Source organism: Acinetobacter sp. TGL-Y2, assembly GCF_001612555.1.
Taxonomy (GTDB): Bacteria; Pseudomonadota; Gammaproteobacteria; order Pseudomonadales; family Moraxellaceae; genus Acinetobacter.
Genome location: NZ_CP015110.1, coordinates 1,686,251 through 1,705,289, shown reverse-complemented (window position 1 = coordinate 1,705,289; position 19,039 = coordinate 1,686,251). Strand labels below are relative to the sequence as shown.

Below are 19,039 nucleotides of genomic sequence, written 5' to 3'. Positions count from 1 at the left end.
TACTCGAAGTTAAGAGTTAAATTAAATTCAATGAATTTGAAAAAGCTAAAGATATTATGGCTCTGATGCAGGACGGTTTATCTGTCATGATCTTGAACGATTAGAAAGTATGCTTTATATGAATTATTGCAAGGTTTGTGGATGGTAACAGTTATTTTAATGAACATGATCCTTGAGTTCGCATAATGTATATTATGTTAAATAGGATATCTAGGGACAGCACCCTAAACATTACTTGTTGTTGGTGCTGCACTTGACGGTTTCGATAATAAATAATCTTACCGTCAAGTGTATCCCAAGTAACATAATATAAGTTATGCAGAAATCAGATCGCTACTCGACTTGCGTATTAGTCTAAGCCTACGCAAGTCTGCGTGGCTATGACCTTTAAATCTTGTGAAAGCTCATTGTTCAGATGCCTGTTGTGAATCCATTACCCGCATATTATAAATCGGGGGTTGAAGTCCTTCTTTTGCAGTCAGATTATGAGTGCCTGTGTTTTTACAAGCATTGGCTATTTTTCGTTCAAAGGTTTCAAGGACAGAATTATCTTTAGGTTTAGTTTGTTTTTTAGTGATCAGCTTTTCGCTTTTATTCAGCTTTGCTTTTACAACACCATTAAGAAAGTCTTTTAGGTTTTGACAGATGCGAAGATCTATTTCTGAATATGTTGCAGCTAGGACGATTTCTTCCATGATGCAATTGGACTGCTCATAAACTTCTGCAAGCTGATGAATATTCTGATCGAAGTCTTGAATTTTATTGATGAGTTCACATGCCTTGTCCATTGCCCTACTCTCCTAAATATTCACGAATTTCAGCATTCGCTTTTTTTATAAGTTTCTAGGTGAGCATCAATCAATGAATAGTCATAAGACCAATCACTGGCAACGACTGCTAAATGCTCAAGGCATCTTTCTGTAGATTCTGCTGGGCAACAAACTTCCAAGCATGGATTACCGTGTTCGGCAACAATCTTGGCAACTTGATTAAAAGCAGCTTGAATGAAATCGAGATGATTTTGAAACGATATAGCAGCCATAGTTACCTTGTTTAAAAGTTACCAACATGCGTGTTTGAATTAAATCATTTTAAAAGTAACTTTACAACTTAAATTTAAGTTTAAAATAAAACGAAGTTACTTTTAAAAATGGATTCAAAGTTATGGCAAAGGTTTATAAAATTCGAGGGCTTTGTTGCACAAATGCTTGAGAGGCAGAGCTATCCCAAAGGATCCAAATTTAAGATACAATTTGGGTATGAGGGCGGCCTAATTCCGTGAATTTATTCAAGACTGCTACACGTGCATGAATCTCATTCACCTGACTAGAGAAACTCCTTGCCGTTAATTTATCTCCCAATAATTTGATGCAATGCATCTTGGTTTCTACCAAACTTCGACGATGATAACCGGACCATTTTTTCCAAAGGGCTCTTCCTGAGAAGCACTGCTTCGCAAGATTGACTGTTTTCAATAACTCATTCCGCTCTATAGACCTCGCTTGTTTGTCTTTCCAAGGCTTTGCATTCTTTCTTGGCGGAATCACAGCATGCGCTTGTCGATCTGAAATGACTTGTCGGCAGTGTTTCGTGTCATAAGCCCCATCTGTATAGACAGAGTCAATCTGCTCATCCAATGGAATTTGAGCAAGCAAGTTGCCAAGAACCTGAGAGTCACTCACATTGTTCGTCGTGAGCTGAACAGCACGTATTTGCAGGGTTTCAGCATTTATACCGATATGAAGTTTACGCCATTGGCGACGGTATTCAGGCTGATGTTTCTTACGTTTCCATTCACCTTCACCTAGAAACTTTAAGCCAGTGGAGTCTATAAGTAGATGCAGTCCATCACGGCTCTTTTGGTAACTAACCGCAATATCAATGTGCTTTTGTCTTCTGCAGAGGGTAGAGTAATCTGGTGCGGTCCAGCCTAATCTACAAAGTTTAATGAGGCTTTGGACAAAGCCTGTGACCATACGTAAAGAGAGTCGAAATAAGGATTTGATCATTAAGCAGCATTGAATAGCTGTATCGGAATATGTTTGATTTCGACCTTGTTTACCTTTTGGCTGAGCATACCATTGAGTGTTAGGATCAAACCAAATGGAGATATTTCCTCGGTTGATTAAGGCTCGATTATAGGAAGACCAATTGGTTGTCCGATAGATTTTAGGTGTTGGCTTATTCATTTAGAAATTATATTGATGAAGATGCCTTTAAGAACAGCTTTGTGCAACAAAGCCCGTTCAGGCGATAAATCGTCAGTGATCCATCACTAGCACCGATATCCACCTGAGTCACTATGCCTGAGATTCGTGTTAGTTCTGATTGGTCAGTAACGATATCGACCGCGACTTGACAGCCGATGAAATTTTTTAAAGCAATGTGGGCATCTGTAGATAGGCAAATGAGCTGTAAATTTATGCCTTGGTTGAGGGCATGTGTCCCATCAATACGTTGTAGGAATACTTTATCGTTGAGTATGCTATTGCTGAACTGTAGGTGTATGGCACGCTTTTGTGCAGTTAGTCCGAGTTGTTCTAATGCAGCGTAAATATGATTTGCCATAATTTATTATTTGATTTTAGATTGTGATGAATTATACAAAATAAAAGCTAAAATTGTCTAACTTTAGCCTTTATTTAAACAACACTTTATGTCTCATTTTGTTGCAGTCTTTTTAAAAGCATACGACGATACTTTATCTGTCCTGTGGTCATTTGATATTTTTTTTGTAATTCACTTATCTTGAATGTTGTTAATTCAGTTGCATGTTGCAACACCCATTTTTCTATACCCACCACTCCGATGATTTCTTTAATATTTAATCTGCGTCGCAAGGCTTTACGGGCATTGTAGATTTGGTCTGTAGAGGTGTTCAGTTGACTAGCAATTTGCAGAATAGTGATATCTGGATTTAAAATCGTCTCTCGATGTTGGTAACGCCACTGCCATGTTTCATTCAATTGTTTTAGATGAATTTCACTCATCGCAGGTAATTGCAATTCGGCACAGGCAAGTTCGTGAAATTTTCTTGCGGTGTAATCATCGGTTTGTAAGATTTTTTGTAGTTCTTTAAAATTTTTGCATTGTGCAATTTGTACTTTATGGCTTTGGTAGATTTTTTCAACTGCATACTGATGTTCATGAATGCGCGTTTTTTTATCTTTTATACTGAGCTCGCTGACTAAGTAATTGGAATAGCTTTTTACTGTACCTTTGCTCAACCCATATTTTTCAAATAACATCGGGTAACTGTAGTTCAATATTTCATGTTGGTGTTGAATGATCCATTTATAGTTACGTCGAGACACGGCTTTTTGCAGATTGAGTTCTCGTCTAATTTTTGATGTGGTTGAACTTGGAATACCAAACACATCAATCATTTCATGCCATGAATATTGTTTAAAAGTTTCAGCTAATTCAGCTGTAACAATAAGTGCTTTTGTGCCTTTTCTCGGCTCACCATAACGCCAGCCATACTGTAGAGTTATCCCGATTGAAAGTTTTTGCTCTTCGTAGACATCCCAATCTTCCCCTTGCCAATCCTTGAGCGTTTGAATTGGATAAAGCACATACTTACTCACCATCTTAACTTAGACTTCATTTATTGATCAACGTTGTTTGTTTTATCAAGTTCAGCTTAAAATTTGAAGTAATTTTTGCAAAGTTTTACACGTGTTAATGGGTATGGTTAGATTATTTAAACAAACTTGTTTTAATCAAATTCCTCAAGACCCTAAAATTGATCCTCCTTCTCAGCTCAGTCAACCTCATAGATGATCGTTATTTCCTTATGTTAGAAAATTCACTTAAATGCGTCGGTGGAATACTTTATGGATTAAACCATTCCTCTGAGGTTGATACGCTTATCTATGCTGATACACATACTCGAATTACCACCAAATACACAAAAAGAATACTACATGGTCAGATGTTTTTTGTGGTAGACCATATCAATCCAAATTTTGCTGAACAATTGAGTTTGCAATTATTGAAATAGAACGTAGGGTCAGAAGGGCTTTGTTGCACAAACCTATTCTTGAAGGCTTATTCAGCAATAAAATTTCAGAATGAATAAGCCTACATCTAAAATCTATCGTACAACGAATTGGTCTTCTTATAATCAAACCTTAATCAATCGAAGAAATATCTCTTTTTGGTTTGATCCTAGCACTCAATGGTATGCACAATCACAAGGCAAGCAAGGTCGAAATTAAACCTACTCCTATACAGCTATTCAATGCTGCTTAATGATACAATCTCTATTTCGACTCTCTTTACGCATGGTTACAGGTTTTGTTCAAAGTCTGATTAAACTTTGCGGATTAGATTGGACAGCGCCAGATTACACCACGCTTTGTAAAAGACAAAAGCATATTGATATTGCATTAGCTACCAAAAAAGTAGCGATGGGCTGCATCTACTCGTGGATTCCACTGGTCTGAAATTTTTAGGTGAGGGTGAATGGAAACGTAAGAAACATCAGCCTGAATACCGTCGTCAATGGCGCAAACTGCATATTGGTATAGACGCTAAAACCCTACAAATACGGGCTGTACAACTCACTACAAATGATGTCAGTGATTCACAAGTATTAGAAGATTTACTTGCTCAAATTCCCTTGGATGAGCAAATTGATTCTGTCTGTACAGATGGTGCTTATGATACAAAGCACTGCCGACAAGTCATTTTAGATCGAGATGCACATGCGGTAATACCACCAAGGAAAAATGCAAAGCCTTGGAAAGATCAGCAAGCGATGTCTATAGAGCGGAATGAGTTATTGAAAACAATCAATCTTGCGAAGCAGTGCTTCTCAGGAAGATCCCTTTGGAAAAAGTGGTCTGGTTATCATCGTCGAAGTTTGGTGGAAACCAAGATGCATTGCATCAAATTATTAGGCGATAAATTAACGGCAAGGAGTTTCCCTAGTCAGGTGAATGAGATTCATGCACGCATAGCAGTCTTAAATAAATTCACGGAATTAGGTCGCCCTCATACCCATGTTGCCACTTAAATTTGGCTCAATTAGGGTAGCTCTGCCTTTCAAACCTTTGTGCAACAAAGCCTTTTTAAAGTGATTTTAAAACAGGATGTTTTTAATTAGACTTATTTTCCTCCATTATATAGTCCTTATATTCAGTCAAACAATTTATTTAAAATATCTTCGAATTTCATTCATAGCTAAAATTGCCGCAAAAAAAACAGTAAAAACGTAATATATAAAGAAAGCATAAATAAAAGAAAAATAAATATAGCTATGATAAAACCACCCAAATCTTGAGTGTGCATTTGGTTGAATAGAAAAAATAGCAATAAGAAAAATAAAGTAAAAAACAAATATAATTGAAAAAAATTTAGAAAATGAATATTTAGGTTGTTTAATTGCAATATAATTTCTACCGTATTCAGTAAGTTCTCTAACCAATTGGCTTGAAAAGCCTTTTATTTTATAAAAAGCAAGCAGATAAATATTAGTAATAATTATTAAAATATTTAATGTGTCAAAAAGTAACCTATGAGGAATATCTAACTTATCAGATTGACCAACCAATGTTATTCCGTAGTATTCATTGAATGGAATTTGAATTGATAAAAAAAGAATAAAAAATCCAACCACAAATAAAAAATATTTATATCTAAATGGTGATAGCTCACTAAGAACTGCATTATAGTTTTCACTTTTTTTTAAATTCAAATTCATTGAAAATCTCAAATACTAATCATAGGTTTAAAACTTAAAATATTATTATTTATCTTATCAAATTTAATCAAGGCTATTAGAATGAGTAAATCATTAAAAAATTATTTTAAGTTTCATGCGATTCAAATATTACTCTAATTGGTAGTGCATGAATACGACGTGATAAAAATAATAAGTTATTGATATTAAAATATATAAATGAATTATTACACGTTGGTATTTAGCACTACCCTCTAATTATCTTATTTAGGCTCGTTTTTTAACTCAATCAAACCTGCATTTTATCTAAAAATTTGTGAAATCAATCACTATTGAATTGATTTTTATATTAAATATTTGGTAGTGCATGAATACGACGTGATAAAAATAATAAGTTATTGATATTAAAATATATAAATGAATTATTACACGTTGGTTTTTAGCACTACCATTTTTTTTATGTTTATTGATCTATAACCGAGTATTGATCTGATAGCGTGTATTACGGCCACCACCTTCTAATTTGACGATACATTCTTTCTCAAGTAAGTCTGATAAGTGGCGAGTAGCGGTTGCTTTACTGACTTTAGCAACCTTCTGATATTGTGAAGCACTAATACCATGTTCAAAGCCATTTTCTCCACCGTCAAATAAACGATTTAAAACTTTGCGTTGCCCTTCACTCAAGGATAAATTTGAATATTTATGCCAAAACTGACTTTTAAACAATGTTCGATTAATCTGAGTTAAGGTTTTTTCAAGGCTATCATTTAAGGTGTCTAAAAACCAAACTAGCCAAGTCGTGATATCAGAATCAGTTTTTTGCGTTTGTTCTAAAATGTCATAGTAACTTTTACGCTTGCTTAATATCGTAGTCGACATCGCATACAAACGGATACTTTGTTCATCCATTTGAGCAAGAGCAAGGTCGGTAAGTGTACGTGTAATACGTCCATTACCATCATCAAAAGGATGTAAAGTAACAAACCATAAATGGGTCATGCCTGCACGTAATAAAGGATCAAGCAATGAATCATTCAAACTATGGTTAAACCACTCGATGAAGGTATTTAGACGTTCCTCTAGTCCTTCTCTTGGAGGAGCTTCAAAATGTACTTTAGGGTAATCCAATCGCCCTGAAACGACCTGCATAGGTTCTGATCCTCTAAGTTGACCAATGCGTAAACGTTGCATTGTCCAATCTGGATCATTGAAAAGCCAACGATGCCATTGCATGAGACGTTCAACGGTTAATGGTTGCTTAACATCATTGAGCGCATCTAGCATAATATTGGCTAAGCCCTCTGATCGATCTGAGCTTGGATAAGGCTGTTCAAGCGTGACACCCAAGCGCTGTGCTAGAGATGACCTCAATGAAAAAACATTGAGAGTTTCATTTTCAATTGCAGATGAAGCAACAAGATTGGCAAGTAGAGTATCTAGAGTGAATTGTTCTTTCGCTAAATCATGCTGACTTTGTCCAAGAAGAATTCCTATTTTTTGATGTATTTGTCTAGTCTTAGGTAGGATGGTTGAATCTTGCCATGTGAAATTTGTCCAGTCTCCTGCTTGCCAAATCCATTGCTGCATTTTCAATCTCCCACTACACAATCTAAGATGAGTCGAATATAACACATATTTGGCTCATAAATTGAGCCAAATATGATGTTTAATTAGCTCATCTATTTTTCAATATATCCAAACCCATTCCTTACATTAATCCCCGATCTTGTTTAAGCCCATGATTTCTTAATCCGAAAAGATATTCATCCGATGGTGAAATTTAGTTAATTCTCTTGCCATCTTGATCAATAATTACTTCGCCATCCTCTTTGCTAAATGCATTGAGTTGAGGAGCAGATAATAGATCCAGTACTAATTCAGAAGGTCTGCATAATTTAATACCAAGATCTGTCACTACAAATGGACGATTAATTAAAATTGGATATTCAAGCATAAAATCAATCAACTGATCATTAGTCCAGTTCTGTTGATCTAAGTTTAAATTCTCATAGGGTTCAACATTTTTACGCATTGCTTTACGAACTGAAAGGCCTGATTTTTCAATTAAATGAATCAGCTCTTCTTTATTTGGTGGTGTTTTTAAATACTCAATCACTTCTGGTTCTTGTCCTGTATTTCGAATCAGTTCCAGTGTATTTCTTGACGTTCCACAGGCAGGGTTATGATAAATCTTAATCTTTTGTGACATGACTTTTCTCGGTTCAAAACAGTATTGCATTTATATATGGATATGCGTATATTCGCAATAGGCAATATATTGAGTAATCGTAAAATGAATCAAACAGATTTCTTTAAGTGTCTATCTGACACTACGCGTTTGGACATTTTGAAGTTAGTTATAGCCAAACAAAACGTTTGTGTATGTGAACTGACGGAACAATTAGAACTCAGTCAACCAAAGATTTCTCGCCATTTGGCTTTGCTTAGAAATCTTTCCATTCTGCTTGATCAAAGACAAGGACAATGGGTGTATTACCGTTTGAATCCAAATCTTCCTGAATGGGCAAATGAGGTTTTAAAAATCATCTCAAAACAAAATGACGACATGATGAATAATCCTCATGTTAATTCGTCCATTACAATTCATTGCGAGTCATACTAATGAAATTCTTATTTTTATGTACTGGAAACAGTTGCCGTAGCATTCTTTCAGAAGTGTTATTCAATAGCCGTGCGCCTAAAAGTTGGAAAGCTTACAGTGCAGGAAGTCAGCCTTCAGGTCAGGTTCATCCCTTAACCATCAAGACATTACAAAACTTAGGTTTATCAACCGATGGCTTATCTAGCAAGAGTATTGATGAGTGTGAACAATATCAACCTGATGTGGTGATTACCGTTTGCGATTCGGCAGCTCAGGAGGCTTGCCCTCTTTACTTAGGCGGTGCAATTAAGGCACATTGGGGATTATCTGACCCATCTCACTTAGACCTACCTGAAGAAGAAAAGCTCAACGCTTTTTTATTGACTGTTGATCACATTAATAAACGTTTGGATGCGTTATTTGCATTGGATGTAAACAGTCTTTCTCGTTCTGAGCTTATTACAGAAATCAATAAAATTTCAAATATTGAGTAAGATTATGTCTACTTCGAGACTTTCATTTTTAGATCGTAATTTAACGCTATGGATTTTCATTGCGATGGCATTGGGTGTGGGGATTGGGGTGTTCTTTCCTCAAGCATCGATTGCTTTAAATAAGATGAGCATTGATTCAGTCAATATTCCAATTGCGATTGGTTTGATTTTGATGATGTATCCACCACTTGCCAAAGTGGACTATGCGACATTGCCACAAGTCTTTAAAGATAAACGAACACTTACATTATCCTTGGTTCAGAACTGGCTGATTGCGCCTTGTTTAATGTTTGCATTGGCAATCATTTTTCTACACTCCTATCCTGAATATATGACTGGTGTAATCCTGATTGGCTTGGCCCGCTGTATTGCCATGGTCTTGGTATGGAATGGTTTGGCTTGCGGTGATAATCAGTATGTTGCAGGCTTGGTCGCGTTTAACAGTATTTTCCAAATTTTATTCTTTAGTACCTATGCTTGGCTGTTTTTGACCTTCTTACCACCCTATTTTGGTGTAGAAGCACAAGTCATTAATGTCAGCTTTTGGACCATTACCCATGCAGTTCTGGTTTATTTAGGGATTCCCTTTTTATTGGGTTTTTTAACCCGTTTTATTCTTGTGAAACAAAAGGGATTGCTTTGGTATCAAAGCAAATTTATTCCTAAAATTAGTCCGCTGAGCCTTTTTGCGCTGTTATTTACGATTGTTGCCATGTTTAGCTTAAAAGGCGGTGAAGTCGTTAGTTTGCCATTAGATGTGCTCAGAATTGCAATTCCATTGACCATTTACTTTGTGGTGATGTTCTTCATTAGTTTCTTTATGAGTAAGTGGATGGGGAATGATTATCCTAAAACTGCTGCCATCTCTTTTACTGCGGCAGGTAATAATTTCGAATTGGCTTTAGCCGTTGCGATTGCAACCTTTGGGCTTGCATCGCCTGTTGCTTTTACAACAGTGATAGGACCATTGGTTGAAGTGCCTGTGTTGATTGCCTTAGTGAGTGTTTCACTCTGGCTGAGAAAAAAAGTATTTAAAGAGGTATAAAGCTATGACTCTCCCCCATGTAGATTTAAATCTTCTTAATAAACCTACGTTTGACGAAGTACAAGCCAAAGTTCTTGGACATGCACCACGTATTTTACTGCTTTATGGGTCAAATCGTGAAATATCTTATAGTCGATTCGCTATTCAAGAAGCTGCTAGAATATTGGAATATTTGGGGGCTGAAATAAAAATATTTCATCCTAAAGGCTTACCTCTACCGGAAGATACTGCTACAGACCATCCTAAAGTAAAAGAGCTGCATGAACTTCTAGCATGGTCCGAAGGGATGGTGTGGTGTTCGCCTGAACGTCATGGTTCAATGAGTTCGATTTTAAAAGCTCAAATTGACTGGATTCCGCTTGCTGCAGGGGCAATTCGTGCGACCCAAGGTAAGACCCTTGCAGTCATGCAGGTATGTGGTGGTTCTCAATCGTTTAATGCTGTGAATCAATTGCGTGTTTTAGGACGTTGGATGCGTATGATCACCATTCCAAATCAATCCTCTATTCCAAAAGCTTTTTTAGAATTTGATGAAAATGGACGCATGAAGCCCTCTTCTTACTACACAAGAATTGTGGATGTGATGGAAGAACTGTATAAATTTACGCTTTTAACCAGAGGGCAATCAGATTATTTAACTGATCGTTATTCTGAGCGAGTCGAAAGTGCAGAAGAGTTGTCGAAACGTGTAAATCAAAATCGTATTTAAATGCGAATCGCGGATAAAAAACTGATTTGAGGAATAGAGGAACTAGCGCTATGAGTTCAGTGACTACACCAAACTCAAAGCGCTAGTCCGTATATTCGATAGTACCGAATTATTCTGAGTAATTGGTGATTTCATCTTGAAACTTGAAGTGACTTATTGGGAGTTTCTTAAACAAGTAATCAACCTGAGTTTGACAGAAAAAATACACATAAAAAATCCTTGGAATTTGTAACATATTGGTTATCAAGATAAAACCATTAAGATCAAGGCTTTGCATGAATCGTATTATGGAATTGTTTTGTATTTTGGACGATTAAAAAATCCAAGACCTAAAGTCTCTCTCAGTTGGTCTGAAGCAATGACAATCGTCATTTTCATCAGTTTAAGGATGAAAAAATGGAATTTGTATGAAGTACATTGAAAAAAATAAAAAAACCGAACTGAAAATTTTAACAGTTCGGCAGAAAGTGACGCTGAGTAGTTATTGATTTTGCAGCTTAAGGTTGCTGTGGCGTTTTAATTAGCTTTTCAACATCATAGCCATATTTTTTTGCAGTATCTAAATAAGACTGATAAGTCGCATCATCAATTTGAGCATCACGTGACAAAATCCATAAGTATTTATCGCTTGGGCCACCTACAAGTGAAACTTTATAATCAGGATCGATACGAAGTACCCAATAGTGACCTTTGGTGAAGGGTAACCATCTTAAACCTTTAGGCAAAAAACTCACTTTCAGTTTGCTGTTACCTTCATTTTGAGAATAAGCCAGCCCCTCAGAACTAATTTTTCCACCATCCGCTGTACTACAACTGTTGAGCACCGACACAGTTTGATCAGGATTCAGGCTGTACTGTGCTGTAGTATTTGCAACACACTTACGCTGAAAATACATCGGTAAATGTGCGATCTCGTACCATTTGCCTGCATAACGCTGAATATCAACTTTATCGACTGCTTGTGGTGCAACTGTCTGAGCTTGTGCGCCTACAGAAAGACCAAAACTACCGAGTGCTAGTACTGTGCCCGCCACTATTGATTTTAATGTTGTATTCATAATGTTATCCCTAAATGAAGATAATTCTAGATCAATTCTATTTTTCAATTTAATCGTGTGACTGTGAAAAAAGCGTGAAGATGATTTGATTCAATCTATTACATAACATATTTTTCTTAGAATTCACAAAAAATTGATGTACTGCATATTATATTTTGAATCATATTTATTTTAAAACTTAGTCTGAATGAACTATAAGGATGAGCGATGCCAAATGTGAACGAAACCATAGGGGCTGAAATTTCACGCATTATTGAAATGGCTTGGGAAGATCAGATTCCATTTGAAGCTATTCAACGTGAATACAATCTCGATGAGTCTGCTGTGATTAGACTTATGCGTAATGAGCTTTAAACTGTGGCGTAAGCGAGTGACGGGACGTAAAAGCAAACATTTAGTCCTTACAAAAAATTTGGGAGTCGGTAATCAAGATGATGGCTAAAAAATTTGTTTAAGGTACTGAACAATGCTACACGTCTCAATATTCTGAATCGCTCGTAATCTTTTATGTAAAGCCATCTACTCCCCCCTCTCAGCGCTTACCTTAAACTGACAGTCACATCTTTGAGCCAATTCAATAAGTGTCGAACTGCGGGTCGCATACCTTTGTGACCCAGATGGACTACATGAACTAAGCTTTCAGGAATAAAGAGGTCATGATGTTGAATAAGTATGAGTTGTCCCGAAGCCACATCTTCTTGTACATAAATTTTTGGAATCATGATGAGGCCTAATTGATTCAAAGCTGCCTGTCTCATCATTTGCATATCATCTACAATCAGTTTGGGTATCACTTTATAGTGAACTGCTTTATTTTGTTTATCTAAAAAAGACCACTGGCTATGATCAAATTGCCCTTTCCATACAATGGCTGGAATTGAATTTAGAGTCTGTTCGAATTCAGCTGTTATTGAGTTTTTCCACATAGGATGTACCACAATACACATCTGCATTTTAGCCAAAATCACAGGTACAAAATCTAAAGGATAGTCTAGTTTTGAGCGAGCACGAATAACGAAATCGAAGCCTTCGTGTTGGATATCCACCTGTCGATTGGTGACTTCAATTTGTATCGAAACTTTGGGGAATTCTCCCATATATCGAATAATTTCACGACTAAAATCATGAAAATGTAATAAAGATGGTGGAATGGCAATACGAATGTGACCACTCGGCTCTTTTTGCATCCCTTCTAAGGTGATTAATGCATCATCAAGTTGATCGAAAATCTCGACACAGCGTTGATACAGAATTTGACCTTGCTCAGTCAGCTTAAAACTGCGGGTACTTCTTTCAATGAGCCTTGAACCTAATCGTTCTTCTAACTCACTTACATGACGACTTAAAGTCGCTCTAGACTGCCCAGTTTTTCGATGTGCTGCCGAATAACCGCCTGCACTCACCACATCTTTAAAAATTTTGAGGCTATTTAAATCCTGCATTTGGCTCTCTTCTCAATCAGTCTTATTGTATCGTTTTTGGAATAATGTGATTTATTTTACGCTCTTCTGCTTTTGATTTGAATATTCATAATACAAATATTCCATAGATAAGTCGAAAAGCAGATCGATATGAAAAGTTCAATTTTAATGGCACGCCAATATGGTCAAGCCGATGTTTTAGAATTTATCCATCATGAACTCGTGCCTGTACCTAAGGATATGGCCAGAATTCAAGTCAAGGCTGCAGGCATAAACCCGATTGATGCACGCCGTATGACAGGTGAATTTAAACACTCCCCTATGCCTCAAGCCTTTGGTACAGAGTTTGCTGGCGTTATTACAGAGATTAATTCAGAAAATACGGGTTGGGTCATTGGTGATGAAGTTTTAGGCTCTGGTGGCGCATATACCCATGCCAGTGTCATCGATGTTCCCATCAGTAATTTAGTCAAAAAGCCTAGCCGAATGTCATGGTCTATTGCAGGAACTCTAGCAGGTGTTGCTCAGACTGCCATGACCATTTTAGATGAAATTGGTCCTGTCCAATCCTTACTTGTACATGGCGGTTCAGGTGGCGTCGGTTCAATCACCATTCAATTGGCTGTTGAAAAAGGAATTAAAGTCGTAGCCACTGCCTCGGCTCAAAACCAAGATTATATTCAATCTCTGGGAGCAACCGCAGTAGTATATGGCGATGGACTGATTGAACGACTTAAAACAAATCATCCAGATGCTTTCGATGCATCGATTGATTTGGTCGGCAATGAAGAGGCCACGCAAGCTTCACTAGCGACAGTAAAAAAAGATGGATTTATGGGCTCTACCTCAGGTAAACGCTTATCTTCAAGCAAAATTCGAGCGGTTTGGGTCAAGAAAGAACCGTCAAATTTGAAATATGTCGTGGAGCGTGTTGCAGATCAACGTTTTAGCTGGGTTGTCAGCCGTGAATATCCTTTTAATCAAGCCCCGCAAGCCTATACCGACATTTTAGTGGGTCATACCAAAGGCAAAAGCGTTTTGATTTTTGAATAAGACTTCATTTTAATCAGGAGCAAGTTATGAAATTTGAAGTATTTGCTGAACATTTAGACTTTCCAGAAGGCCCGATCGCACTACAAGATGGTTCAGTTATCGTGGTTGAGCTGAAAGGTAAAAGTTTAAAACGTCTGTATCCAGATTTTCATTCAGAAGTGATTGCCCAAGTTGAAGGTGCTCCAAATGGTGCAGCATTAGGCCCAAACGGTATGATCTATATCGCCAATAATGGCGGCATGTCTTGGGAAGAAAAAGACGGTTTGATCGCACCCGGACCGCAGCCCTCAGATTTTATAGGGGGGCGTATTCAAACGATTTCACCCCTTGGTGAAGTCAAAGACTTATATACCGATTATGCAGACGGTCCTATTCTTGCACCCAATGACATTGTCATGGATGGTTTAGGCGGCTTTTATTTTACAGATCACGGACAACGCCGTGAACATGCCATGGATTTAGGTGCTTTGAGTTATGGACGTTTAGATGGAAGTCATGTCGAGCGTCTTGTATCGCCTTTATTTACCCCAAACGGTGTTGGACTTTCACCCGATGGCACGCGGATATATGTTTCTGAAACCATTACGGGGCGTATTTGGTGGTGGGACATTACTGCACCAGGCCAGCTTGATCTGTCTGGACACGGGGCACATTTATTGGTGGGTTTAGGCGATTTTAGCTTCTTAGATTCACTCGCAATCGATGCTGAAGGCAATGTGCATGTCGCAACAATGCCTAAAGGTGGTATTACCAGTATTTCACCCCAAGGTGAAATCCTTGGGTTTGTAGAGGTTCCTTTAAAAGATCCTACTGTCACCAATATTTGTTTTGGCGGCTCGGATTTAAAAACTGCTTTTATTACAGCATCAGGTACAGGGCGCTTATACAAAGCCGATTGGCCATACGCCGGTTTAAAACTGCATCATGCGGATTCACTGTAATTTCAGTTTATGTCGATTTATCTCAATTCGACTTAGTTTCCATTTTCCAAACCTGCTGAAAAATTGTAGGTGGAAGGATAAAAATATCAAACCCAGAGGTATATAAAAATGACGAATTCAACTCAATTTAAAGATCAAGTAGTACTGGTCACAGGTGCAAGTTCAGGTATTGGTAAGGCAGCGGCAATCGAGTATGCCAAACGTGGCGCGCGAGTGATTGGCGCAGCACGAAGCATTCCCAAAGAACTTGAGCAAGAGATTCAAAATTTAAATCTTGATATTCAATTTTATAAAATGGATGTCAGCATTGAAGCGGACGTAAATACACTGGTTGACAGCATTGTCGAAAAATACGGTCGACTCGATATTGCATTTAACAATGCCGGAATTTCAGGTGTGCATGCGCCGATTGTCAATGCTGAGCTTAAAGATTGGGACAATATTATCAGTGTGAATCTAACCAGTAATTTCTTGCTTATGCGCGCTGAAGTTCGACAAATGCTCAAACAAGGCTCAGGTTCAATTGTAAATACCTCATCGATTGGTGGTTTAACCGGTGCATCGAATCTTGCAGCCTATGCAGCGTCTAAATCAGGTTTAATTGGTTTAAGTAAAGTTGTCGCGATGGAATATGCTCGTTTAGGCATTCGTGTCAATGTTGTGGTGCCTGGTTATACTTTGACGCCCATGACAGACAAAACTTCAACCATTATTTCAAATTTTGCCGAACACTCTAAAGAAGCGACCCCTATGCATCGCGGTGCAGATCCGCTTGAAATTGCACATTTGGCGATTTGGCTCAGCTCAAGTGAGGCGTCCTTTGTTACAGGTCAAGTGGTTGCAGCAGATGGTGGCTATTTATTAAATGGGATGCCACTGGCAGAAAAACCAACGGTACAGCCATTAGCTTTGCATTAAATACATTAGCTTTACATTAAATACAGAGGAGAAAAATAACCATGTCTCATCACATTCATAACCCCCTATTTGCTAAGCATTTAATATCTGGTCCTTATGAGCGATTATTTCTTAACCCTGGACAAGAACATGCCTATATTCGAAATTATCAGCGAATTTTAAAAGGTGAAATTGAGTATGTATTTCGACTTGAAGAATATTTTAATCTGATGGTGGTCGGCTTGACCTCCAAGCTGGGCAATGTCTCATTGGTCGTGATTGAACCTACTCAGCTTGAAAAGCTTCCAGATTTTATTCAACACACCAAAACCATGTATGTGGTGGATGATATTGAAGCCGTGTATAGAAATGCTGAACAACTCGGCATTCCAATTTTGCAAAAAAGAACCCCAAACATCATGGGGGCTCAAGGTCGGTTGGAACTTGCGCCAGGTTATATTATTGAACTGGCTGAAGCCACCAATGAAGCATTGTTTCATCCAAATTTAGAAGACTTTGGTTTGAATGATCTGGTCTAATTAATGAAATATTAGCATCACCCATATGAGTTTCCAAACGTAAAAGGCTTACTCCGCAGAGTAAGCCTTTTACGTTTGTTGATTCGCATAATTCCTACACGCATCACCCGATGAAGTATCCAGTCTATTTCAAAGGATCAATCTTTTAGTGCAACAAACTTAGCGCGTGCAGCATGCAGTTTCTTATAACTGTCAATTAACCGTAAATGACGGTCTAAGCCTTCAAGCTTCATACTGGTTTCTGTTAAGCCATAGAAGCGTACTGTTCCTTCAACTGAACCCAGCGCCACATCCATACGTTCATCACCAAACATACGACGGAAATTATGCGCATAGTCTGCAAGTTCCATATCGTCATCTAAGGTGACTTCAAGCACCACATTTAAGCACTGATAAAACAAGCCACGTTCCACGGTATTGGTGTTGTACTGTAAAAAGGCCTCAACCAAATCTTTGACTTCTTCAAACTGCTGTAAAGCCAAATAAATTTGTAGCTTTAACTCTAGTATCGTGAGCTGACCCCAGACCGTGTTGTCATCAAACTCAACCCCGATGAGCGTCGTAATGTCTGTATAGTCATCAGAATCGCATTCTTCTAAACGCTCAACCAAGGCTTGTAGTTCATCTTCATCTAAACGATGCAGATTTAAAATGTCTTTACGAAATGGCAAAGCTTTGTTGGTATTATCCCACACCAAATCTTCAACTAAATAAATTTCAGAATAACCCGGCACCAAAATACGACATGCCGTTGCACCTAAGTGCTCATAAACCGCCATATAAACATCTTTGCCCATGTCTTTAAGAATACTAAACAAGGTGTCCGCTTCTACTTTGTTCGCGTTTTCGCCGTGTGCTGAAAAATCCCATTCAACAAAGTCATGATCCGCTTTGGCACTAAAGAAGCGCCATGACACCACACCACTTGAATCGATAAAGTGCTCAACATAGTTATTCGGCTCTGTCAACGCATGGCTTTCAAAGGTTGGGCGTGGTAAATCATTCAGACCTTCAAAGCTACGACCTTGCAGTAATTCAGTGAGACTGCGCTCTAAGGCCACTTCCAGTTTTGGATGCGCACCAAAGGATGCAAAGACACCACCTGTACGTGGGTTCATCAGCGTCACACACATAACTGGGTACTGCCCCCCTAAAGAGGCGTCTTTGACCAGTACAGGGAAACCTTGCTCTTCCAAACCTTGAATGCCTGCCACAATGCTTGGATACTGGGCCAAAACCTCTTCTGGCACATCTGGAAGTGCAATCTCACCTTCTAAAATTTCACGTTTCACCGCACGCTCAAAAATTTCAGATAAACATTGTACTTGTGCTTCAGCTAAGGTGTTGCCTGCACTCATGCCATTACTTAAATACAAGTTTTCAATCAGATTGGATGGGAAATACACCGTTTCACCATCTGACTGACGGACAAATGGCAATGAGCAAATACCACGCTCAGTATTACCTGAGTTGGTGTCAAATAGATGCGTACCGAGTAACTCATCATCTGGGTTATAAATATCTAAGGTGTATTCATCTAAAATTTCTGTCGGAAGTTCGCCTTTTGGCCCAGGTTGAAACCATTTTTCATCTGGATAATGCACAAATTCCGCATGAGCAATCTCTTCACCCCAAAACTGATCGTTATAGAAGAAATTACAGTTCAAACGTTCAATGAATTCACCCAGTGCTGACGCCAAAGCGCTTTCTTTGGTTGAGCCTTTACCATTGGTAAAGCACATTGGAGACTGTGCATCACGAATATGCAGTGACCACACATTTGGAACAATATTACGCCATGACGCAATTTCGATCTTCATGCCCAGACCTGCCAAAATTTCTGACATATTGACAATGGTTTGTTCTAAAGGCAGATCTTTACCCGCAATAAATGTACTATTTTCCGAGGTCAAACTGGGCATTAGCAGAGCTTGAGCATCTGCATCAATACTTTCAACTTCTTCAATAATAAATTCTGGACCGGTTTGGATGACTTTTTTAACCGTGCAGCGGTCGATTGAACGCAAAATACCTTGGCGGTCTTTTTCAGAAATATCGGCAGGTAATTCGACTTGAATCTTAAAAATTTGTTTATAGCGATTTTCAGGATCGACAATATTATTTTGTGATAGACGAATATTATCCGTTGGAATATCACGCGTAGCACAATACACCTTAACAAAGTAAGCTGCGCAAAGCGCAGATGAAGCAAGAAAATAGTCAAACGGGCCTGGCGCAGAACCATCGCCTTTATAGCGAATCGGTTGGTCAGCAATGACCGTGAAGTCGTCGAACTTGGCTTCCTGTCTAAGGTTGTCCAGATAATTGACTTTGATTTCCATGCGGGAACCTCATTGTGCTTATGCTTCATAACGAATGACACAAGATTTAAATAAACATATAAGCCGAATCAAGCAGAAATAGACTTAAAAAAGAGAGACTAGAAGCATCGTCAATAAAATGCTGACGAATATGCGATTAAAGTTGGGCGCTATTATAAAGCTATTTACTCAAGATGATCACTTTTGTCTGTATTTCTCATTCATTTAGGATAATGACTGAAAATTGTATTGTGTATGGATTGAATTTCC

At 38.1% G+C, this 19,039-nt stretch carries 17 protein-coding genes and 4 pseudogenes; 10 read left to right on the top strand and 11 right to left on the bottom strand.

Annotated features, from left to right (window positions below; genetic code table 11):
- Nucleotides 1-404 precede the first annotated feature (404 nt).
- The 5 genes and pseudogenes from AMD27_RS08005 to AMD27_RS07985 form a co-directional block, all read right to left on the bottom strand.
- Nucleotides 405-788: a hypothetical protein gene (locus AMD27_RS08005; protein WP_081405951.1), complete on the bottom strand. Its 384-nt coding sequence runs from the start codon at nucleotides 786-788 to the stop codon at nucleotides 405-407.
- 4 nt (nucleotides 789-792) lie between these two features.
- Nucleotides 793-1,042, bottom strand: a pseudogene (locus tag AMD27_RS08000) (hypothetical protein).
- A 199-nt stretch (nucleotides 1,043-1,241) separates the two neighbouring features.
- Nucleotides 1,242-2,189: an IS5 family transposase gene (locus AMD27_RS07995; protein WP_067658713.1), complete on the bottom strand. Its 948-nt coding sequence runs from the start codon at nucleotides 2,187-2,189 to the stop codon at nucleotides 1,242-1,244.
- 58 nt (nucleotides 2,190-2,247) lie between these two features.
- A pseudogene (locus tag AMD27_RS07990) lies at nucleotides 2,248-2,568 on the bottom strand (contractile injection system protein, VgrG/Pvc8 family); the annotation flags it as partial.
- Between the two features lie 86 nt (nucleotides 2,569-2,654).
- Complete coding sequence (locus AMD27_RS07985; RefSeq protein WP_067658707.1) at nucleotides 2,655-3,590, bottom strand: hypothetical protein; 936 nt, start codon at nucleotides 3,588-3,590, stop codon at nucleotides 2,655-2,657.
- A gap of 483 nt (nucleotides 3,591-4,073) precedes the next feature.
- Between AMD27_RS07985 and AMD27_RS07980 the strand changes: the two are divergent.
- Nucleotides 4,074-5,020, top strand: a pseudogene (locus AMD27_RS07980) (IS5 family transposase).
- A gap of 135 nt (nucleotides 5,021-5,155) precedes the next feature.
- On the opposite strand, the gene AMD27_RS07975 reads toward AMD27_RS07980, so the two are convergent.
- From AMD27_RS07975 to arsC, 3 genes are all read right to left on the bottom strand, one after another.
- Nucleotides 5,156-5,707: a hypothetical protein gene (locus AMD27_RS07975; RefSeq protein WP_067658704.1), complete on the bottom strand. Its 552-nt coding sequence runs from the start codon at nucleotides 5,705-5,707 to the stop codon at nucleotides 5,156-5,158.
- 450 nt (nucleotides 5,708-6,157) lie between these two features.
- Nucleotides 6,158-7,276 (bottom strand): Fic family protein, encoded by a 1,119-nt coding sequence (locus AMD27_RS07970; protein WP_067658701.1) that lies wholly within the window; start codon nucleotides 7,274-7,276, stop codon nucleotides 6,158-6,160.
- Nucleotides 7,277-7,469: 193 nt separating this feature from the next.
- Nucleotides 7,470-7,898 carry an arsenate reductase (glutaredoxin) gene (arsC, locus tag AMD27_RS07965; protein WP_067658697.1) on the bottom strand — a complete coding sequence of 143 codons (429 nt, stop codon included), beginning with the start codon at nucleotides 7,896-7,898 and terminating at the stop codon, nucleotides 7,470-7,472.
- Nucleotides 7,899-7,982: 84 nt separating this feature from the next.
- Between arsC and AMD27_RS07960 the strand changes: the two genes are divergently transcribed.
- The 4 genes from AMD27_RS07960 to arsH are packed head-to-tail and all read left to right on the top strand — an operon-like array spanning nucleotide 7,983 to nucleotide 10,539.
- The gene (locus AMD27_RS07960; protein WP_067662895.1) at nucleotides 7,983-8,312 is read left to right on the top strand and encodes a metalloregulator ArsR/SmtB family transcription factor; all 330 of its coding nucleotides are present in this window, start codon (nucleotides 7,983-7,985) and stop codon (nucleotides 8,310-8,312) included.
- A complete protein-coding gene (locus AMD27_RS07955) occupies nucleotides 8,312-8,785 on the top strand; it encodes an arsenate reductase ArsC (protein ID WP_067658692.1) in 474 nt (157 codons plus the stop codon). The genes AMD27_RS07960 and AMD27_RS07955 overlap by 1 nt, the downstream gene beginning before the upstream one ends.
- Nucleotides 8,786-8,789: 4 nt before the next feature.
- The gene (gene arsB / locus AMD27_RS07950; RefSeq protein WP_067658689.1) at nucleotides 8,790-9,830 is read left to right on the top strand and encodes an ACR3 family arsenite efflux transporter; all 1,041 of its coding nucleotides are present in this window, start codon (nucleotides 8,790-8,792) and stop codon (nucleotides 9,828-9,830) included.
- A 4-nt stretch (nucleotides 9,831-9,834) separates the two neighbouring features.
- Nucleotides 9,835-10,539: an arsenical resistance protein ArsH gene (gene arsH / locus AMD27_RS07945; protein WP_067658686.1), complete on the top strand. Its 705-nt coding sequence runs from the start codon at nucleotides 9,835-9,837 to the stop codon at nucleotides 10,537-10,539.
- 497 nt (nucleotides 10,540-11,036) lie between these two features.
- Here arsH and AMD27_RS07940 read toward each other — a convergent pair whose 3' ends face one another.
- Nucleotides 11,037-11,597 carry a lipocalin family protein gene (locus tag AMD27_RS07940; protein ID WP_067658684.1) on the bottom strand — a complete coding sequence of 187 codons (561 nt, stop codon included), beginning with the start codon at nucleotides 11,595-11,597 and terminating at the stop codon, nucleotides 11,037-11,039.
- Nucleotides 11,598-11,804: 207 nt separating this feature from the next.
- Between AMD27_RS07940 and AMD27_RS19385 the strand changes: the two are divergent.
- A pseudogene (locus AMD27_RS19385) lies at nucleotides 11,805-12,039 on the top strand (TIGR03643 family protein).
- Between the two features lie 97 nt (nucleotides 12,040-12,136).
- On the opposite strand, the gene AMD27_RS07930 reads toward AMD27_RS19385, so the two are convergent.
- Entirely contained in the window at nucleotides 12,137-13,039 is a 903-nt protein-coding gene (locus AMD27_RS07930; RefSeq protein ID WP_067658682.1) for a LysR substrate-binding domain-containing protein, read from the bottom strand.
- A 129-nt stretch (nucleotides 13,040-13,168) separates the two neighbouring features.
- On the opposite strand from AMD27_RS07930, the gene AMD27_RS07925 reads away from it, so the two are divergent.
- The 4 genes from AMD27_RS07925 to AMD27_RS07910 all read left to right on the top strand — a co-directional run bounded on the left by AMD27_RS07925 (nucleotide 13,169) and on the right by AMD27_RS07910 (nucleotide 16,448).
- Nucleotides 13,169-14,071 carry an NADP-dependent oxidoreductase gene (locus AMD27_RS07925; protein WP_067658680.1) on the top strand — a complete coding sequence of 301 codons (903 nt, stop codon included), beginning with the start codon at nucleotides 13,169-13,171 and terminating at the stop codon, nucleotides 14,069-14,071.
- Nucleotides 14,072-14,097: 26 nt separating this feature from the next.
- Nucleotides 14,098-15,012 (top strand): SMP-30/gluconolactonase/LRE family protein, encoded by a 915-nt coding sequence (locus AMD27_RS07920; RefSeq protein WP_067658677.1) that lies wholly within the window; start codon nucleotides 14,098-14,100, stop codon nucleotides 15,010-15,012.
- 108 nt (nucleotides 15,013-15,120) lie between these two features.
- Nucleotides 15,121-15,930: an SDR family NAD(P)-dependent oxidoreductase gene (locus AMD27_RS07915; protein WP_067658674.1), complete on the top strand. Its 810-nt coding sequence runs from the start codon at nucleotides 15,121-15,123 to the stop codon at nucleotides 15,928-15,930.
- A 41-nt stretch (nucleotides 15,931-15,971) separates the two neighbouring features.
- Nucleotides 15,972-16,448, top strand: coding sequence for a hypothetical protein (locus AMD27_RS07910; RefSeq protein WP_067658665.1), 477 nt, complete (start codon nucleotides 15,972-15,974; stop codon nucleotides 16,446-16,448).
- Between the two features lie 137 nt (nucleotides 16,449-16,585).
- Here the strand turns inward: AMD27_RS07910 and AMD27_RS07905 are convergent, their stop codons facing one another.
- Nucleotides 16,586-18,790: an OsmC domain/YcaO domain-containing protein gene (locus AMD27_RS07905; protein WP_067658662.1), complete on the bottom strand. Its 2,205-nt coding sequence runs from the start codon at nucleotides 18,788-18,790 to the stop codon at nucleotides 16,586-16,588.
- Between the last annotated feature and the right edge of the window lie 249 nt (nucleotides 18,791-19,039).